Here is an 18254-nt window from a genome sequence, read left to right as displayed (position 1 = left end):
GCCGTTTTTCTATATATTGTTTTCAACTACACTCCTGAACAACATGTTGTGCTCACGAAAACACGATCCTTAGTGAAGCCACGAGGCGGCCCCAATAAAGTCAAATTTGAACCGTCTAACCGTCTTAACAGTACTGCGGTTGTGTTTGGTTGTGAGTGCTCGGGTGATTTTACCCATCTTTTTAACCGCAAAACGATTAGTAACGGGCGGAATGAAATGAGCCACAACCAGGCGGTCGATGCATCGCACGACGAACCGAAGATTGAAGGACTTCAACCCGGCGCAAAGCTGTTGCGCGGGCAGTATGAAATCCTGCGTTACCTCAGCAATGGCGGGTTCGGCATTACTTATCTGGCCCGCGACAGCCTGGAACGCGACGTGGTCATCAAAGAGTGCTATCCCGGCGCGCTGTGTCACCGCAATGGAGATGCGGTCGAGCCATCAAATCCGGAATACAAAAACGACCTGCGCGCCATCATCGACCTGTTTATTCAGGAAGCCCGCAATCACGCGCGCCTGGTTCACCCCAATATCGTGAACGTCCATCAGGTCTTTGAAGACAATGATACCGCCTATATCGCGATGGACTTCATCAAGGGTTGCGATCTGCTGGACTATGTCGAGAACAAAGACAACAATGCCGGTCCGGACTTCATCGTCAAAGTTACAGAAAAGATGCTGTCGGCGGTGTCCTTCATCCACCAAAGCGGCATGTTGCATCGCGATATCTCGCCGGACAACATTCTGATCGATGAAAACGGCGACCCCGTTCTGATCGATTTTGGCGCCGCGCGCGAGCGGGCTGCAAACCAATCTGCGGCCCTCATGACTCTGCGAGTCATCAAGGACGGCTACTCTCCACATGAATTCTACGTACGCGGAGCGGAACAGGGGCCCAGCAGCGATCTCTATGTGCTGGCCGCCACGCTGTATCACGCGATCAGCGATGAGCGCCCGATTGACGGTCAGACGCGCCTTAACGCGTTCAACAACGGTCAGGACGACCCATACACACCGCTGGCCGGGCGTTTCAGCGGCTATCCGGATGGCTTCCTTGAGGCGCTGGACAAGGCGATGGAAATCCACACGCCGGACCGTCTGCAGACCGCGTTGGACTGGCTGCGCATGTTCCGTGGCCCGAGCGTCAAGTTCGACACGTTCAACCAGCGCCCCGTTTCCGTGATTGTCGGCATGGATCACAAAGATGAAGAGGCCGAAAAAGCTCGCATCAAAGCCGAAAGCGAAAACGCCGAGGCCGTGGTAACCGCATTGCTGGCCGGAAACGCTGATCTTGCCCTGGGTCACGAAGACAAGGGTGAAGACGAACTGGCCAAGTTCACATCCAAGGACGACGCGCCAGTTGCCGTAGATACCGTGGTCAAAAGCGGCTCGGGCGGCAATGGCAAACTGCTGGCGGGTGTGGCCGTCGTCGCTGTTGGCTTGGCCGCAGGCGGGTTCTTCCTGATGTCGGGCGAGAAACCCGAACCGGCGCAGGACGTCGAAGTCGCGGCGGCACCCTCCGCGCCGGAACAAACCGCCACGGCTGAACCTGAAGCACAGGCCGCCGGTTCAGAATCCCAGGAACAGGTCGCAGCCGCAGAGCCACAAGAGCAACCGGCCGCAGCACAAGACACTATCGAGCCCGTCGCAACACCTGATGCTTCGCAAGAAAGCACTGTGGACGCGGCAGACCCCGTTCAGGCGCCTGTCGAGCAGGCCCAGACCGAAGCGGCTGAACAACAAGAGGCACAACCTCAAGCAGCCGAATCTGAACCGGTCGCTGTAACTGACGGCGGTATTCCCGCAGATGTTCAGGTGGCCTTTGCGCATTGGGATGTGGAAGTCCCCTTCCAAATCTCCAGACGTCGCGCATCGACCGGCAATATCATTGCCGTCACCTATGTCGACCCGGCGCAGGATATGTCCGTAATTGGTGACTGGGTCCAACGCGGCGCAACGATCTATACCCTCAACGGCGAACCCATTCGTGCGAATGCAAGCTTTGAGGCTCAGGTCCTGAACAATATTTCGATCGATCCTGATGGCTTTATCCGTGTCACCGCGCGCTATCGTTCGCTCGGCGAAACGCTTGCCAAGAACGGTTTGCTGGCGCTGCCTGCACACCGCATGGTCGGGCTTGAGAACGGCTATGGCTTTGATGTGCGAAACGCCAATGGCGACAACTGGGTTACGACCGTTACCTCTGTTCCGGCCGAGGCCAGCGGCGATCTGAAACGCGGCGATGTGCTGGTGTCCGAGGCCCAAACCGATCTGACCCTGAATGATCAGATCAGCCTGGACATCATATTGGACAGCCTGGTGGCCGACGGTAAGGCGCAGGCCCAGCTGACCGTGTTGCGAGATGGCGCCGAAACACAGGCCGTCATGCAGCTGAAGCAGGAGTAATCTGACCGGTTTTTCAAGATTTGCAGCCCCGCAAACGCTGAGGGTGGTGACTGGAAATCCGCCACCCTGATGGGAACCGGCCCATCGCTGCAGACAAGATTTGGTTTGGTTTCCAGATCACGAGTGCCGATGCGCAGCAACGCGCAAAGGTGAACAGAAGCCCAACAGGACGCAGGTTCTGGAAAATAGAAGCAAAGGTGTCGTCACCATGTTCAAATATAAAAGCCCTCTCAGCCGGCTTCTCGAAGGTGCCGGCAAAGCAAAAGAGGCCGAACCCGCGGCTGAAGAAACCGCAGCACCCGAAGTAGCGGAAAAGCCTCAGCCCATTGCGGACCTGAACGCTCTGCGCGCGGCTTTGGGTGGTGGCAATATGCCGTCGTCGGACAGCTACGAAGACTCTGACGATCTTCTGCCCGAAGAGGATATGCCCGAGCTGTCAGATGATGAGCCTGAAACCCTGTTCGACGATGACGTTGTGATCACAGAAGTTGTCGCGCAGACGCAGGAGCCTGTGCTTGAAGCCCCGCAAGACGAGGTCGAGCTGGAAGAGCCGGTTATCACTCTGCATGTTGCGGCGGATGAAGTGGAAGTTTCCGAACAGGCCGAAGTTCTACAGGTAGAACCCCAGCAAGAGGAATCGATCGTAGAAGTCATGGTCGAACCTGAAGCTGTAGAAGAGGTCGCCGAAGCCCCGCAGCCGGAACCCATGGCCGAGGTCGCGCCAGAACCACAACCGGAAACCGTGATCGAAGTTGCGCCTGAACCGCAGCCAGAGCCGATGGCCGAGGTCGCACCTGCTTCGCAACCTGAGGCCGTGGCAGCCCCTGCCCCTGCGCAGGAAGACCGCCGGGGTCGGGTAAAAACCACGTTCCTTGGCTTTGAACGCGCCGATACGCATGTTCAGGACCTGATTGAAACGGCAGAACCTGTCGCCAAGACCGAAACCGCGAAAGAGACCTTTCCCGTTGGCTGGCTGGTTGTCACCTCGGGGCCGGGCCGTGGTGCGTGCATCACCCTGACCGAAGGTCTGATGCAGATTGGCCGCAATGACGATCAGGCCATTCAGCTGGATTTCGGCGATACGGGCATCTCGCGCAGCAGCCACGCTGTGATCGCGTATGACCCCGAAGACCGCAAATGCTATCTGGGTCACGGCGGCAAGGCCAACCTTGTGCGCCTGAACGGCAAGCCCGTTCTCAGCACGGTTGCGCTGTCCAGCGGTGACCTGATCCGCATCAGTGAAACCTCGATCCGGTTTGCAGCCTTCTGCGATGACGGCTTTGACTGGCGGGATGCATAATTGATGCTGGCGCAACCTGCATATGATATTGCGCTGATCCTGGATCAGGGTCGGCGAGACTCGCAGGAAGACGCGATTGCCGCGCGCATGTTCGATGCCGCACAGGCAGGATATGTCGTGGTCGCTGACGGTATGGGCGGGCACGCCGCAGGCGAAGTCGCCTCGGACCTGGTGGTCAGCGCCTGGCGCGAAGCCCTGGACCCCGAGCTTGAGGGGGACTCGGCATCCGAAACCGCCGTGTTGGATGCACTGCCGCTGGCCGCAATGCAGGCCAACGGTGCGATTTCGACCCATTCCGAGGAACAGGGCGAAGGCTTCAACATGGGGTCAACATTGCTGGGTGCCCTCTTGCTGGGCAACCGGCTGTTCTGGATCTCAATCGGTGACAGCCCCTTGTACCTGTTCCGCGATGGTGCGTTGCGTCAACTCAACGAAGATCACTCGATGGCTCCGGTGATCGACGCCCAGGTCGCCGATGGCAGCCTGACCGAGGCCGAGGCGAAGGCGCACCCGGACCGCAATCAACTGACATCCGTCATCATGGGGGCCGCAATCCCCAAAGTTGATTGCCCCGAAAGCCCGCTTGAGCTGAACGCGCAGGACATTCTGATCCTTGGCAGTGACGGTCTGCAGTTCATCAGCAATGCGGAAATCGAGGCGATCCTGCAAGACAATGCCCATGCATGGGCAGAAGACATCGCAGACGCGCTGTGGCAGGCCCTTCGGGCCAAAGGCCATCCCGATCAAGACAATGCGGCGATTGGCGTCGTCAAACTGAAAAAATAAACAAAGGCAAAGATACAGGGCAATGAGACATAAACTCCTTATTTCAAGCCTGGCGCTCGCCGCCTCTGCAGCGGCCGTTTCTGCACAAGAAGCGTGCTCGACCTACACCATTCAGCGTGGCGACAGCCTGCGCGAGTTGTCGATCGAAGTGTATTCGACTGAAGATTTTCGGATCATTTTTGACGCAAACCGCGATGTGATTGGCAACAATCCGAACATCATCCGCGTGGGCGACGTTCTGACGATGCCGTGCCTCGAAGAAATCGGCCGCGCCCCTGCCGCCCCGCAAACCGAAGCCGAAGCGATGGCCGCGGAAATGGCAGCCGAATTGGTAAAAGCTGCGGAAAAACGCGCCGAAAAGGCAATCGCTGAGGCCGAGGCCCGCGTGGCCGAAGCCGAAGCCGAGGCCAAAAAGGTCAGCGAGGATGCCGTGATCGCGGCGCGCGCCGAAGCCCGGAAAGAGATCGAAGCCGCCCGTGCCGAGGGCGCAGCCCTGATCCGGAACGCAGATCAGGGGGAACGCCCAGCAATCCGCGACCGTCAAGTGTTGATGATCACCGCAGGTGGCTACGCACCGTTCACGGATGAGACTCTGCCTAATCGCGGTCTCTACACCAGCTTGGTGGAAACGGCGATGCTGCGCGCGGCACCAGAGCAGGGCTATAAGATTCAGTTCGTGAATGATTGGTCCTCGCATCTGGACCTGCTGATGCCAACGCTTGCCTTTGACGCCACCTTCCCCTGGTCGCGCCCGAACTGCGAAGAGGCAGCATCCCTGTCCGAAAACGACCGCACACGCTGCGAGACCTACAACTTCTCGAACCCCTTCTATGAGGTCGTGGACACATATTTCGCCCGCGAAGGTTCAGGTTATGAACAGACCCTGACCTATGCCGATTTCGCAGGCACCACGATCTGCCGCCCCGAGGGCTGGTCTTTGTCGCACATGGATGCGGTAGGGCTGTACGAACCCGCGATCAAGCTGATGCGTCCGATTTCACCGGATGATTGTTTTCACGCCGTAATGGACGGCACCGCCGACATCGTCGCAATCGAGGCCCACCTGGCCGTCGCGACAATCGCGCGCCTGGGCTACGAACACCGTATTATCGAAAACCCCAACCTGGCGGCCATCAAGTCGCTTAACGTCATGACCCACAAAGATAATCCGGATGGGGAAGCGATCCTTGAGACGCTCAATCAGGGTCTGGCGATCATGCAGCAATCCGGTGAATGGCGCGATATCGTGTCCACCGCCCTTCGCCATCAAATGGAAAACGGCTGAAACAACTACAAGCCACCTCAATTTAAATCTGGAGAAACTAACTAATGCCTCAATTCACGCTCCATAACGTTGCGATGACCACTGCTGCTGTCATCGCTCTAAGCGCCGGAGCCGCTGCCGCCCAGGAAGCTTGCACGAATTACACCGTGCAGGATGGTGACACCATGGCGACCATCGCAATTGCTGCCTACGGCACATCTAACTACCAGCCCATCTTCAACGCGAACCGCGAGAGTATTACAAATCCGAACGCGCTGAGCCCCGGGCTGTCCCTGGTCCTGCCGTGTCTGGACGGAAGTCTGCCCAACGGACAAAGCGCACGCGACATTATCGCCGAACAGCAGGAGCGTTACGCAAACTCGTCAAAAAACCGGGCGTTCAAACAGCCGATCAAACTGGTCACCGGCAACGGATGGGCCCCTTTCGCTGACGAAACCCTGAACGGTGGTGGCTTTATCACACGTCTGGGAACGACAACCCTGCAACGGGCTGGCAACAACGAAGAGTTCTCGGTCAGCTTCGTGGATGACTGGAACTCGCATATCGAAACACTGCTGCCTTTGGGTGCGTTTGATGTTTCGATGGCCTGGAACATTCCTGACTGCACCAACCGCACCTACGAATGGTCCTGGGAAACCGAAGTGCGCTGCACCCAGTTCCACGCGTCGGCACCGGTCTATGACATCGTGTTCGGATTCTACAGCCTGCCCGAAGGCAAATACGCAAGCGCAACCAGCTTTGACGATCTGCACGGCGCCACAATCTGCCGCATGGAAGGTTGGCCACTGCACGATCTGGAACAAGAAGGTCTGCGCCGTGATGAAACAATGACCGTGCTTCAGCCGGCCACGGCACGCGAGTGCCTTGATGCGGTCATTACAGGATCGGCTGATCTCGCCACTTTCGAAGTGCAACTGTTCGCAGATGCCATGAGCGAAATGGGTCTGAACACGAATGACATCGTCGAAAACCCTTATGTCTCAACTCTGTCCGCGCTTCGATTCATCACCCACCGCTCAAATCCTCAGGGTCAAAAATACCTGGCGCTGATGAACAAGGGCCTGAACGAAATGCGTGAAACAGGTGAATGGTACGCCATCATCTCGGACACGTTGAACGAGCACAACGACCGACTGTTAGAGGCCATCAACTAAAGCCTCATATTCACATTCCAACTCATGGGAGGAAGAATAAATGCTTAATCAAAAACTCAACGCCAAAGTGATGACGGCCTCGGCCGTCCTCACACTCACCGCAGGCGCAGCTGCAGCGCAGGAAGCCTGTTCGAACTACACCGTCACAGACGGTGACACGATGGCAACGATCGCGATTGCTGCCTACGGCACCTCGAACTATCAGCCGATTTTTAACGCGAACCGCAACCTGATCACCAACCCCAACGATCTGGCCCCTGGCCTGGTCCTTGCCCTGCCCTGTGAAGACGGAAGCCTGCCGAACGGCCAGTCCGCTCAGGAAATCATCGCCGCAGAAGAACAACGTGCGGCAAGCGTAAAACGCTCCAACATCTATGCCCCGCCGATCAAAATGGTGGCCGGCAACGGCTGGGAGCCGTTCACCACGGAATCACTGAGCGGCGGCGGCATCATGACCCGCTTGGCTACAACCAGCCTTCAGCGTGCCGGAAACCAGCGCGAATATTCGGTCAGCTTCGTGGATGACTGGACGTCGCATCTGGAAACGCTCTTGCCCCTAGGTGCGTTCGACATCTCGATCGCCTGGACCCTGCCGGACTGTACAAACCGTTCTTATGAATGGTCCGAAGCGACAAAATCCCGTTGCACCGAATTCGTAGGGACCGTCCCTGTGTATGACGTTGTCGGTGGCTTCTTCACGCTGCCGGAAAGCGATTATACGAACGCGACCACCTTCGCAGACTTCGAAGGCGCAACCCTCTGCCGTATGACCGGCTGGAGCATGGTGGTTCTGGAAGAAGTTGGCCTGAATGCCAACAACCTGAACCTGATCCACCCCAACTCGGCCCGCGAATGCCTTGATGCGGTTCTGACCGGCACCGCCGATGTCGCCGCTTTTGAGGTCGAACTGTTCGCGGCGACGATGAACGAAATGGGCCTGACCTCGCAAGAGATCGTCGAGAACCCCTATGTGTCCACTCTGTCGTCGATGAGCTTCCTCGCGCACCGTTCGAACCCGTTCGCACGTGAATACATTGCGATGATGAACAAGGGCCTGAACGAGATGCGTGAATCCGGCGAATGGTACGCGATTATCTCGGATACCCTGCGCGAGCAGAACGAAAAGCTGAACACTGCGTCGAACTGATTTTTCGACCATTCAAACAGCAATCAGGGCTGGTCTTCGGACCGGCCCTTTTTTCGTATTGATCACATCAAAAACGCTGTCAAATCCGCGTTTTACAAGCGTTCCTCAGATGCAACTACGGGAAACCCCTAATACCTAAAACAGCTCAGTACCAATATTCTGAATGTAACTATACCGGTGAGGCTGTGCCTCTCCACTCACTCAAAAAGGGGCCGACTTTGGGGGTCGGCCCCTTTTTCTATCAAATCTCTGAAAACATATGGAAAAGCCGCACCGATGGCGCGGCTTTGCATGTTCAGTCGATGATGGCGTTCAGCGTTGCACTGGGCCGCATCACCGCAGCCGTCTTGACGGGGTCGGTGTGATAGTAGCCACCCAGATCAGCCGCCGCGCCCTGGGCCGCTGCCAGCTCACCCAGGATCTTCGCCTCATTGTCGGCCAGTTCTTTGGCAACCGGGGCGAATTCTGCCGCCAGCTCAGCGTCGTCAGACTGCGACGCCAGCGCTTCGGCCCAATATCGGGCGAACCAATAGTGGCTGTCGCGGTTATCGGGCTGGCCGACTTTGCGGCTGGGCGACTTATTGTTGTCCAGAATGCCCTGCGTTGCTGCCTCGGCCGCGGCACCCAGAACACCCGCCTTGGCGTTGCCTTTGCTGTCGGCCAAAAAGTTGAGCGACTCGCCCAACGCACAGAACTCACCCATCGAGTCCCAGCGCAGGTGGTTTTCTTCAACCAGCTGCTGCACGTGTTTCGGCGCCGACCCACCGGCACCCGTTTCAAACAGGCCGCCGCCATTCATCAGTTTGACGATGGACAGCATCTTGGCCGATGTCCCAAGCTCCAGGATCGGGAACAGGTCCGTCAGGTAATCCCGCAGCACGTTGCCGGTGATCGCGATTGAGTCCTTACCCGCCGTGATCGTCTCAAGCGACTGACGGGTTGCCTCGCGCGGGGCCAGAATCTGGAACTTGTCGGCCACACCTGCGGCCTCCAGCACCGGTTTGACGTATTTGATCAGTTCGGCATCATGGGCGCGGTTTGCGTCCAGCCAGAATATCGCCTCGGACCCGGTCAGGCGCTGGCGATCCATGGCCAGCTGAATCCAGTTTTCAATCGGCGCCTTCTTGACTGTGCAGGCCCGCCAGATGTCGCCCTGTTCCACCGCGTGCTCATGCAGCGTCTCACCATTGGCCAAAACTACGCGAATGGTGCCATCCGCCGGCGCCTGGAACGTGGTGGGGTGCGAGCCGTATTCCTCGGCCTTCTGCGCCATCAGGCCAACATTGGCCACAGCACCGGCGGTAGCGGGGTTCAGCGCACCGTTGGCTTTGAAGAAGTTGATCGTCTCATCATAGACACTGGCATAGCAGCGGTCAGGGATCACACAATTGGTGTCACCTTTCGCACCGGCCTCATCCCAGCCTTTGCCGCCCGCGCGGATCACGGCGGGCATCGAGGCGTCGATGATCACATCCGACGGCACGTGCAGGTTGGTGATGCCGCGGTCCGAGTCGACCATATACATGGACGGGCGGTCACCTTTCAGCGCGTCGATGGCCGCCACGATCTCGGCATTGTCCTTGACACGATCCAACAAGTCACCCAGACCCGAATTCGGGTTCACACCCAGCGTGTCCAGTTCTGCTGCGAATTTCTCGAAAACAGGGGCCAGCCAGGCTTTGACCGCATAGCCAAAGATGATCGGGTCCGACACTTTCATCATGGTCGCTTTCATATGCAGCGAGAACATGGTGCCGTCTTTCTTGGTGTCTTCGATGGCCTCGGCCAGGAAGGCAGACAGAGCTTTGACCGACATGAAGGTCGCATCCGCCACGGTGCCTTCTTCCAGCGGCCAACTGTCTTTCAGGACGCTGACGCTGCCGTCTTTGCCGACGAATTCGATCTTTGCTTCACCGGCCTGCGCCGCCGTGATCGTGGCCGATTTCTCATTTGCATAGAAATCATTGTCTGCCATCGACGACACTTTGGTTTTGCTGTCCGACGCCCATTCACCCATCGAATGCGGGTTCTTTTGGGCGTAGTTCTTGACCGCCTTTGCGGCACGACGATCGCTGTTGCCTTCACGCAGCACCGGGTTCACAGCCGAGCCTTTGATTGCGTCATAGCGCGCTCGGATTGCTTTTTCCGCGTCGGTGGCGGGTTCTTCGGGATAGCTGGGGATGTCATAGCCCTGCCCCTGCAGCTCTTCGATGGCCGCAACCAGCTGCGGGACCGAGGCCGAGATGTTCGGCAGTTTGATCACGTTGGCATCAGCCGTTTTCACCAATTCACCCAACGCAGCCAGATCATCGGTGATGCGCTGAGCCTCGGTCAGGTTTTCGGGAAAGGTCGACAGGATGCGGCCCGCCAGCGAAATATCCTTGGTGCCAACACTGACGCCGGCGGCGCTGGCGAATTTGCGAATGATTGGCAGGAACGAGGCACTGGCCAGCTCGGGCGCTTCGTCTACAATGGTATACAATACATCGAAGTTCGATTTTTCTGCCATATTCATTTACCTTTTTTAAGCCTTTCGGGGCGTGCGTTCCAAGAGTGCGCCACATCTGCGTGGGGCGAAAGGGGCGCGGGTATCCGACCGCCCCAAGGGTGACTCTGATTAGACAGGTTTCCCTTAAAACAGGATGCGGTTCGGATCAATCCTATAGTGGGCGCGCAAATTGACACGGGGTAATGAGGGGATCGGTTTTGAATGACCGAACAAATCGATTTGAACCGCGTTCCTAACAAAACAGCTGGCTGACTCCTACATCACCGTAAGATGGACCGCATTTTCCGGCTCTCTGCAATGCGCGCAACATATTCAGCAACAACCTTTTCCAATTGAGGTGTTGACCCCTCATACGCTTCTTTCGGCACAACCACCCCATCCTCAACAAATACATCAAGTATTTCTGACCGTCCGGTATAGCCAAAACCCTGCAAAGCAGTGTTCAAGTCCGGTTCCGCCAAATCCGACCGTCCCGCTAAGGCAAAGAGGTATCCGCTCAGCAGCAATTCTTCGTTGCCTCTCCACAGATACCATTCAACCGCGGCATTGTACCAACGCTCAATCAGAATATCCTCTTTGCTCTCATCCCCGACGCTCTGATGCGCTGCGACCTTCCGGATGTTTTCGATGCCTTTGATTTCATCACCGATATTCAAGTGGAAATATCCTTCAAGCCAAAGTACAAACGCGGGATCTGGTTTTAAACGGGCAAGCTGCGCAAGAGCTTTCCATGCTTTTGCCTGGTCGGCAGTATGAATTACATTGTAATTCACGTCGGCGATGTGGACCCATTGCTGTTTCGGCCAGCGCAGCTTAGCCCGCTGAAGAAAAAGCCCAAGACTGTTAGCACCTTCCACTTCGAGAAGCGTCCTGGTTAAACCCGCAGCTGCATCCTCTCTCGCCGGGTCAATTTCCAATGCAGTTTCATAGCTTGCAATGACCTCAGAGAAATCACCTTGGCGGTATGCAAACCGAGCTTTGTTCATGTGAGCCGTTGCATTATCGGGAAACAGCGCAACCGCCTTATTGTGGGCCGCCTCAGCGCCCGCAATGTCGCCCATCGCTTCCAAAGCCAAAGCACGCCGCAAAACCGGCGTGGCGTCCTTGGGGTGAAGCTTTGATGCCGCGTCGTAATCCGCGAGGGCCTGATCATACTGTTCGCCGCTGGAATAGGCCCAACCGCGCGCGCTGAGCAGGCTGCTATACTGTTCCGAGGTCAAACCCCCGACCTCGATCAACGCGGTGCATGTCGCGACAACATCAGTCATGCGACCTGTGTTGTCCAAACACTTGGCGGACATTTCGGCGTAATTGGGGTTTGGATTAAGCGCCCAGATCAGGGCCGCGATCACAATAATCAGGGCGGCAATGCGTATCTTCATTTAAACTCGTGTGTCGAAATTAACTCTCTTTTAGGTAGATATCTACACGCCGAAATTCAAGCAATGCCTGTTGGCTCAAACACCCCAGGTATCGCTCAGACGATAGCCGCCCGGCCAGGGGTCATCGGGGTCCAGCATGTGTTGATGTATGCCGGTAATCCAGCCCCGACCGCTGATCTCGGGCGTGATGGCTGGGCGGTCGCCCACCTGGGTTTCCCCGACAATCCGCCCGGTAAAGCGTGAGCCGATGATCGAAACCGCCTCGAACGTCTGGCTCGCCTTCATCTGACCCTTGGCCGCCATCAAAGCCATGCGTGCTGAGACGGCTGTGCCCGTTGGCGACCGGTCGATCTTGCCCGGTTTCACCGTGACAGCTGACTTGCCGGTCAGGCCGATTTCGGTCGCCTCGACCGGACCGCAGAACGCACAGAATGAGATGTGGTTCCAATCCGGGTTCTCAGGATGGGTAAAGCCAAGCTGTTCGTTAGCCGCATCGGTGATGGCGACGCCTGCGCGTGCCAGCTCGCGCGCCTCATCCCCGGTGATGTCAAAACCCAATGCGGCTGCATCCACGACAACGAAACTGTCGCCGCCATAGGCCGTATCCACCGTCAGGGTGCCGATCCCCGGAACCTCAAGCGGGACCGAGATCTGATCAGCGAAACTGGGCAGGTTCTGCACATAGATACGCTCGGCCTTGCCATTCCGGCAGTCGGCCCGTACCCTGACCAACCCGCCCGGGGCCTCAAGCGTCAGCTGGGTGTGCGGCTCTTGCATCGGAATGATCCCGCCATCCAGCAAAACGGTAGAGACGCAGATCGCATTCGACCCGGACATGGGCGGGTTGTCTTCAGGCTCCATGATGATGAACGCCGCATCCGCATCGGGATGTTTCGGCGGCACAAGCAGATTGACATGCCGAAAGACCCCCCCGCGGGGTTCGTTCAGGACAAAATTGCGCAGGGTCTTATCCTGCGCGATAAAGGCGCGTTGTTCCCAAAGGGTGGCGCCGGGGGGCGGCTGAACCCCGCCAACGATGACATCGCCCACCTCGCCCTCGGCATGGGCCGAGATCACATGAATGGTTTTGGAACTGCGCATGTCACCCCCTTAGAACCGTGAGGCGGAATAGGGGGCCAGCGAAATTGGCGCGGGCTGGCCATCGACCAGCGCGCCAACCAGCTCGGCCGTACCCGCCGATTGGGTCAGGCCCAGATGGCCATGACCAAAGGCATATATCACATCCCGCGCCTTGGGTGCCGCGCCGATCACGGGCAGGCTGTCGGGTAGTGACGGGCGATAGCCCATCCATTGCGTACCGCCCTGTGTCTGCAAACCCGGCAAGAAGTCCACGGCCTTATTCAGCAGTACATCGGCACGCTTGAAATTTGGAGGCAGTTTCAGGCCACCCAATTCCACCGCCCCGCCGATCCGCACGCCGCCATTGATCCGCGTGGCAACAAACCCGTGGCTTGAGAAGGTCAGATGCATTCGCAGATCAAAGGCCCCCTCGGGCAGGGTCGTATTATAGCCGCGCTCGGTCTCAAGCGGGACGTGGTCGCCCAATATTCGGGCTAGGTGATGTGACCATGCGCCGGCGCACAGGACGATCTTGTCCGCCTCGACATCCCCATCCAAGGTGGTGATCCGCGCCCCCCGGTCCAACGGCGTCAGGGTCAGAACATCCCGGGTTTCGATCCGGCCACCCCGATCCCGAAAGGCCTGGGCCAAAAGCTCCACCCAGCTTTTGGGGTCCACGACATTCATCCAGTTCGGTGTGAACCCGGCATGGGTGAAACGCGGGCTGAGACCGGGTTGTTTTTCGGCGATGGCCTCGGGGTTTTCCAGCAGTTCGAACTCGATCCCGTGCTGGCGGCGCAACTCCCATGAGGGCAGGCTGGCGCGGAACTCCGCATCACTTTCATACAGCTGCATCTGCCCGTCGCGCTGCAACATGTGTTCGCCCTCGACCGAGGCGATCAGACGCGTCAGCGCCTGACTGGAATATCCCATCATATCGACCTGTGCCTGCAGGGCGGCGCGGTAGTTTTTGGGCTGGCTGGCCCGCCAGAACCGGTACATCCATGGTGCAATCTGCATCGCATAGGCGGGCGGGATTGACAGCGGCCCCAGCGGGTCCAGCAACCATTTCGGAGCCTTCTTCATGATGCCCGGCGTGGCCAGTGGCTCAACCTCGGCAAAGGCAAAGGCGCCCGCATTGCCTGCCGAGGTCTCGGCGGCCACGCCTTTGCGGTCCAGTACCAATACCGAATGCCCGCGCCGCTGCAGTTCCAGCGCGGTCGTGATGCCGATGACGCCCGCGCCGACAACAACAACCTGATTGCTCATGTCTCGATTCCCGTCCTGAACGGATCGTTTGCCTCAAAGATCAAATTTGCCTCGGACATTACATAAGCCTGCCCGGTGATCGAAGGGATAACGCCACTGTTTGTCCCCGATTGATAGGACAGACGATAGGCGCTGCCAATAACGCTGTGCTGCACAATCTCTTCGCCCGGGGCCAGCGCCCCGTCCGCCGCCAGGCAAGCCAGTCGTGCTGAGCTGCCGGTGCCACAGGGTGAGCGGTCATAGTTGTTGTCGGGACACAGCACAAAGTTGCGGCTGTGCACATTCGGGTCGTGTGATGCATCCTGAAAGATCACGTGATCAATGGGCTCGCCCTGCTCCCCTCCGATCCCTTGCGCGATTGAGGCGTCGCGGATGGCAATTGCCAGATCGGTCAATTGGGGGATATTGGCGGTTTCAACCGGGATCGGACTGGGATCAACAATGAAGAACCAGTTGCCGCCATAGGCCACATCCCCAGTCACCGGCCCAACGCCATGCACGTCCAGAACCGCATCCTTATGCACCCGGCGGCTTTCGATATTCGTCACTGTAACGGTATTGGCGTCGTGCAGCTCGACCGTAACAACTCCTGCGGGCGTTTCGATCTTGTGACGCCCCAAGCCGATACGCCCCAGATGCGCCAGCGTGACCGTCAGACCGATCGTGCCATGCCCACACATGCCCAGCACCGCATCCACATCGAAAAAGATCACGCCGGTCACGCAGGTGGGATCCACCGGCTCGACCAGCAGGGCCCCAACCATGGCGGGCTGACCGCGCGGTTCCAACATGAGTGAGCGGTAGAATGTTTCGTGATCGGTTGCCAGCTTTCGGGCGCGCTCTGCCAGAGGGCCCGAGCCCAGATCGGGCGCGCCATCCAGAATGACCCGTGTCGGCTCACCCCCGGTATGGCTGTCGATCACATGCATTCAGCAATCACCCCGCCCTGTTTTGACCAATCCGCAAACCAAGCACGGAACAACCCGTATTGTTCTTCGCAATAGTTTCGCTGCGCATCGGTCAACGCATCCGTTTCGTTGAAATGCAAGCGGTATTCCTGTTCCCCGTTCAACACCAGAAGATGTTTGTAATAAAGCACCAGATCCGGCCCTTCGTCAAAGCTGGACAAGACGTGGATGGCTTCGGTCAGTTCCTGCGCCCGTTGCCGCGCCTCGGCATGGCCCCGCGCCGCCTTTTTTGACAGGGCGGCCAGCAACAAAGCCTCTTGCGGCAGGGCCGTACCAATCCCGGTGATCGAGCCGGTCGCGCCACAGTTGACAAACCCGTGGTACACCTCGGTATCAACGCCAACCATCAGAGTCACCTGATCGTCCTGACTGGTGATGTTTTCTGCCGCATAGCGCAGGTCATCCTTGCCCCCGAACTCCTTGAACCCGATCAGGTTCGGATGTTCGGCCCGCAGCGCAAAGAACAGGTCGGCGCGCGTGGCAAAGCCATAATACGGGCTGTTGTAAATAATCGCAGGAACATCCGGTGCAGCCGAAAGAATGGCCTTGAAATGGTTGCGCTGCGCTGTCGCTGAGCTGCCCCGCGAAAGCACGCGTGGGATCACCATCAGACCCACTGCACCCACCTTTTGCGCATGGGCGGCATGCGCCACCGCCGATTTCGTGTTGATCGCACCGGTGCCCACCACAACCGGCAACCCGGCCTTGACCAGACGCTCAACCCCTTCCATCCGTTGGTCATCCGTCAACAGCGGCCAATCCCCCATTGATCCGCAATAGACGACCGCCGACATACCAGCGTCAATCATCTGCTTCCCCTTGCGCGCCAGCGCGTCGAAATCCGGGCTTCGGTCATCGGTACAGGGGGTCATCAGTGCGGGCATCGTGCCCGAAAAAACAGTGGTCGGCATGGGATAAATCCTTGAAAAGGTCAGAGGCGGCGCAATCGGGTGACGCCCGATGATTGCGTCATAGAGGATATTGGATACAAAATCCATAAAATTTGCGACGCCAAAAAAAACGCGCCGGATCGGCGCGCTTGGTTCGATGTTTGAAGTGCACTTACCTAAACCGAAGACCAGAGTCCGGATCAAACAACATGGCGCGCTCGGGGCGCACGGTGATGCCGATCTTTGCCCCTTGCTTTGAACGTTCATCTTCACGCTCTTCCACGATCAGCTTGTCGCCATTTGGCGTCACCAGGTACGAATAGCTGACTCCGCCAAGCGCCTCGGTCAGGTCAACGGTACAGGTGTCGCCGGCGCGATCCACCTCAATATGCTCGGGGCGGATGCCCAGCGTGACCTTGCCCAAACCCGCAGGCACATTCGCCGAAACGGCCAATGGTGCCGTTAGCGCGGGATGAGAAACCTTGCCATCGGCATAGTCGCATTCCAGAAAGTTCATTGCCGGAGAGCCGATGAACCCCGCCACAAAGCGGTTGTCAGGGTCCCGATACAGATCCATCGGCGCGCCAACCTGCTCAATCCGGCCATCGCGCAGCACAACGATCTTGTCGGCCATGGTCATCGCCTCAACCTGATCGTGGGTCACGTAGATCATCGTGGCCCCGATCTCGTTGTGCAGGCGCGCGATCTCAACCCGCATCTCGACCCGCAGTTCGGCGTCGAGGTTGGACAGAGGTTCGTCGAACAGAAACACCTCGGGCCCACGCACAATGGCGCGCCCGATCGCAACCCGCTGACGCTGACCACCCGACAGGGCCTTGGGCTTGCGCTTGAGGTACTGATCCAGTTTCAGAATGTTCGAAGCCTGCTGAACCTTCTGGTCGATTTCCGATTTGGCAACGCCATTCATGCGCAGACCAAAGCCCATATTTTCAGCCACCGTCATATGCGGGTACAGCGCATAGGTCTGGAACACCATCGCCACACCGCGCTTGGCCGGATCCATATGGGTCACATCGCGCGCACCAATATGGATTTGACCTTCGGACGTTTCTTCCAAACCAGCGATCATCCGCAGCAACGTCGACTTGCCACAGCCCGAGGGGCCCACAAAAACGCAGAACTCTCCATCCTCGATCTCTAGATCAATGCCGTGAATTACCTGCGTCTCGCCGTACCGCTTGATCGCCTGGTTCAGAGTCACTCCGGTCATGTTGCCTGCATCCTGTCTGTGTCGGTGTTTGGACGGGTCTCGGGAAACCGCCACGCCTGTGCCTCAGCCCCGATCTGATCGGCAACCCGCCGAACCCGCGGCACCCAGGCTTCTAATTGTTCGAAATTCATTCTTTCGGTCGATCCCGTTACCGAAATCGCCCCCAACATGCGGCCACCCGATGTCAGGATCGGACAAGCGATGCAGATAATGCCGGGCTCATGCTCCTCATCGTCGATGGCGTAGCCCCGGCTGCGGATCAGATCGAGATTGGCCCGCAATTCCGCTTCGGACGCCAGGGTCTTGTCGGTGAACCGATGATAGCTTTGCTGTGTCACCGCGCGGTTCAGTGCGTCATCGTCCAGAAACGCCATCATCGCCTTACCCACGCCGGTACAGTAGGCCGGGCCTACCTTGCCCGCCTGCGAGAACATCTCAACCGGTTGGGTGGCGTTTCGCTTGTCGACATACAGGACCTGACTGGAATCAAGCTGTGCCAGATGCACCGTCTCTCCGGTCTCGCGGCTCAGCGCGTCCAGAAAAGGCCGCGCGATCGGGGCGATTGAACTTTGCGTCCAGGCCGCATGGGCCAGACGCACCAGACGCAACCCCGGAGCGTATGTCTGCCGGTCGGGATCATAAGACAGCATGCCTTGATTGGTCAGCGACTGCAGAAACCGGTACAGCGTTGCCTTGGGAAAATCACTGCTTTCCAACAGCTCAGCAAACCGGACCGGGCGGGCAAACCCTGCCACCTGATCCAGCACATCACATGCTTTGCCTATTGTTCCGTCACCAGCCACTGGCTTTCGATCTCCTCCCAATGACCCATCGCGGCTTTCACGCG

The 18254-nt window shown here is 58.2% G+C and carries 14 protein-coding genes; 6 read left to right on the top strand and 8 right to left on the bottom strand.

Annotated features, from left to right (window positions below; translation table 11 throughout):
* Positions 1 to 216: 216 nt before the first annotated feature.
* The 6 genes from ACRZ94_RS19285 to ACRZ94_RS19260 all read left to right on the top strand — a co-directional run bounded on the left by ACRZ94_RS19285 (position 217) and on the right by ACRZ94_RS19260 (position 8078).
* Positions 217 to 2406, top strand: a complete 2190-nt coding sequence (locus ACRZ94_RS19285; protein ID WP_480656237.1) for a protein kinase domain-containing protein — start codon at positions 217 to 219, stop codon at positions 2404 to 2406.
* A gap of 208 nt (positions 2407 to 2614) precedes the next feature.
* Positions 2615 to 3706 (top strand): FHA domain-containing protein, encoded by a 1092-nt coding sequence (locus tag ACRZ94_RS19280; protein WP_480656239.1) that lies wholly within the window; start codon positions 2615 to 2617, stop codon positions 3704 to 3706.
* A gap of 3 nt (positions 3707 to 3709) precedes the next feature.
* On the top strand, positions 3710 to 4492 hold the full coding sequence (locus ACRZ94_RS19275; RefSeq protein WP_480656241.1) for a PP2C family protein-serine/threonine phosphatase: 783 nt from the start codon (positions 3710 to 3712) through the stop codon (positions 4490 to 4492).
* A gap of 22 nt (positions 4493 to 4514) precedes the next feature.
* Positions 4515 to 5777, top strand: a complete 1263-nt coding sequence (locus ACRZ94_RS19270) for a peptidoglycan-binding protein LysM (protein WP_480656243.1) — start codon at positions 4515 to 4517, stop codon at positions 5775 to 5777.
* Between the two features lie 74 nt (positions 5778 to 5851).
* Positions 5852 to 6931, top strand: a complete 1080-nt coding sequence (locus ACRZ94_RS19265) for a peptidoglycan-binding protein LysM (protein WP_480656245.1) — start codon at positions 5852 to 5854, stop codon at positions 6929 to 6931.
* A gap of 40 nt (positions 6932 to 6971) precedes the next feature.
* Positions 6972 to 8078 carry a peptidoglycan-binding protein LysM gene (locus tag ACRZ94_RS19260; RefSeq protein WP_480656247.1) on the top strand — a complete coding sequence of 369 codons (1107 nt, stop codon included), beginning with the start codon at positions 6972 to 6974 and terminating at the stop codon, positions 8076 to 8078.
* A gap of 295 nt (positions 8079 to 8373) precedes the next feature.
* Here the strand turns inward: ACRZ94_RS19260 and ACRZ94_RS19255 are convergent, their stop codons facing one another.
* The 8 genes from ACRZ94_RS19255 to ACRZ94_RS19220 all read right to left on the bottom strand — a co-directional run bounded on the left by ACRZ94_RS19255 (position 8374) and on the right by ACRZ94_RS19220 (position 18210).
* The gene (locus ACRZ94_RS19255) at positions 8374 to 10587 is read right to left on the bottom strand and encodes an NADP-dependent isocitrate dehydrogenase (protein ID WP_480656395.1); all 2214 of its coding nucleotides are present in this window, start codon (positions 10585 to 10587) and stop codon (positions 8374 to 8376) included.
* Positions 10588 to 10847: 260 nt separating this feature from the next.
* On the bottom strand, positions 10848 to 11969 hold the full coding sequence (locus tag ACRZ94_RS19250; RefSeq protein WP_480656249.1) for a tetratricopeptide repeat protein: 1122 nt from the start codon (positions 11967 to 11969) through the stop codon (positions 10848 to 10850).
* Positions 11970 to 12044: 75 nt separating this feature from the next.
* Positions 12045 to 13070 (bottom strand): trans-3-hydroxy-L-proline dehydratase, encoded by a 1026-nt coding sequence (locus ACRZ94_RS19245; protein WP_480656251.1) that lies wholly within the window; start codon positions 13068 to 13070, stop codon positions 12045 to 12047.
* Positions 13071 to 13079: 9 nt separating this feature from the next.
* On the bottom strand, positions 13080 to 14318 hold the full coding sequence (locus ACRZ94_RS19240) for an NAD(P)/FAD-dependent oxidoreductase (RefSeq protein ID WP_480798091.1): 1239 nt from the start codon (positions 14316 to 14318) through the stop codon (positions 13080 to 13082).
* Positions 14315 to 15247 carry a 4-hydroxyproline epimerase gene (locus ACRZ94_RS19235; protein WP_480798090.1) on the bottom strand — a complete coding sequence of 311 codons (933 nt, stop codon included), beginning with the start codon at positions 15245 to 15247 and terminating at the stop codon, positions 14315 to 14317. Before ACRZ94_RS19235 ends, ACRZ94_RS19240 begins: the two co-directional genes overlap by 4 nt.
* Positions 15238 to 16197, bottom strand: a complete 960-nt coding sequence (locus ACRZ94_RS19230; RefSeq protein ID WP_480798089.1) for a dihydrodipicolinate synthase family protein — start codon at positions 16195 to 16197, stop codon at positions 15238 to 15240. The genes ACRZ94_RS19235 and ACRZ94_RS19230 overlap by 10 nt, the downstream gene beginning before the upstream one ends.
* Positions 16198 to 16348: 151 nt before the next feature.
* Positions 16349 to 17407, bottom strand: a complete 1059-nt coding sequence (locus tag ACRZ94_RS19225; protein WP_480798088.1) for an ABC transporter ATP-binding protein — start codon at positions 17405 to 17407, stop codon at positions 16349 to 16351.
* Positions 17404 to 18210 carry an IclR family transcriptional regulator gene (locus ACRZ94_RS19220; RefSeq protein WP_480656259.1) on the bottom strand — a complete coding sequence of 269 codons (807 nt, stop codon included), beginning with the start codon at positions 18208 to 18210 and terminating at the stop codon, positions 17404 to 17406. The genes ACRZ94_RS19225 and ACRZ94_RS19220 overlap by 4 nt, the downstream gene beginning before the upstream one ends.
* Positions 18211 to 18254 lie beyond the last annotated feature (44 nt).

Source organism: Ruegeria sp. CH10 (assembly GCF_056537125.1).
Note: the sequence above shows the minus strand (reverse complement) of the source record. Positions and strands in the feature narration are given on the sequence as shown.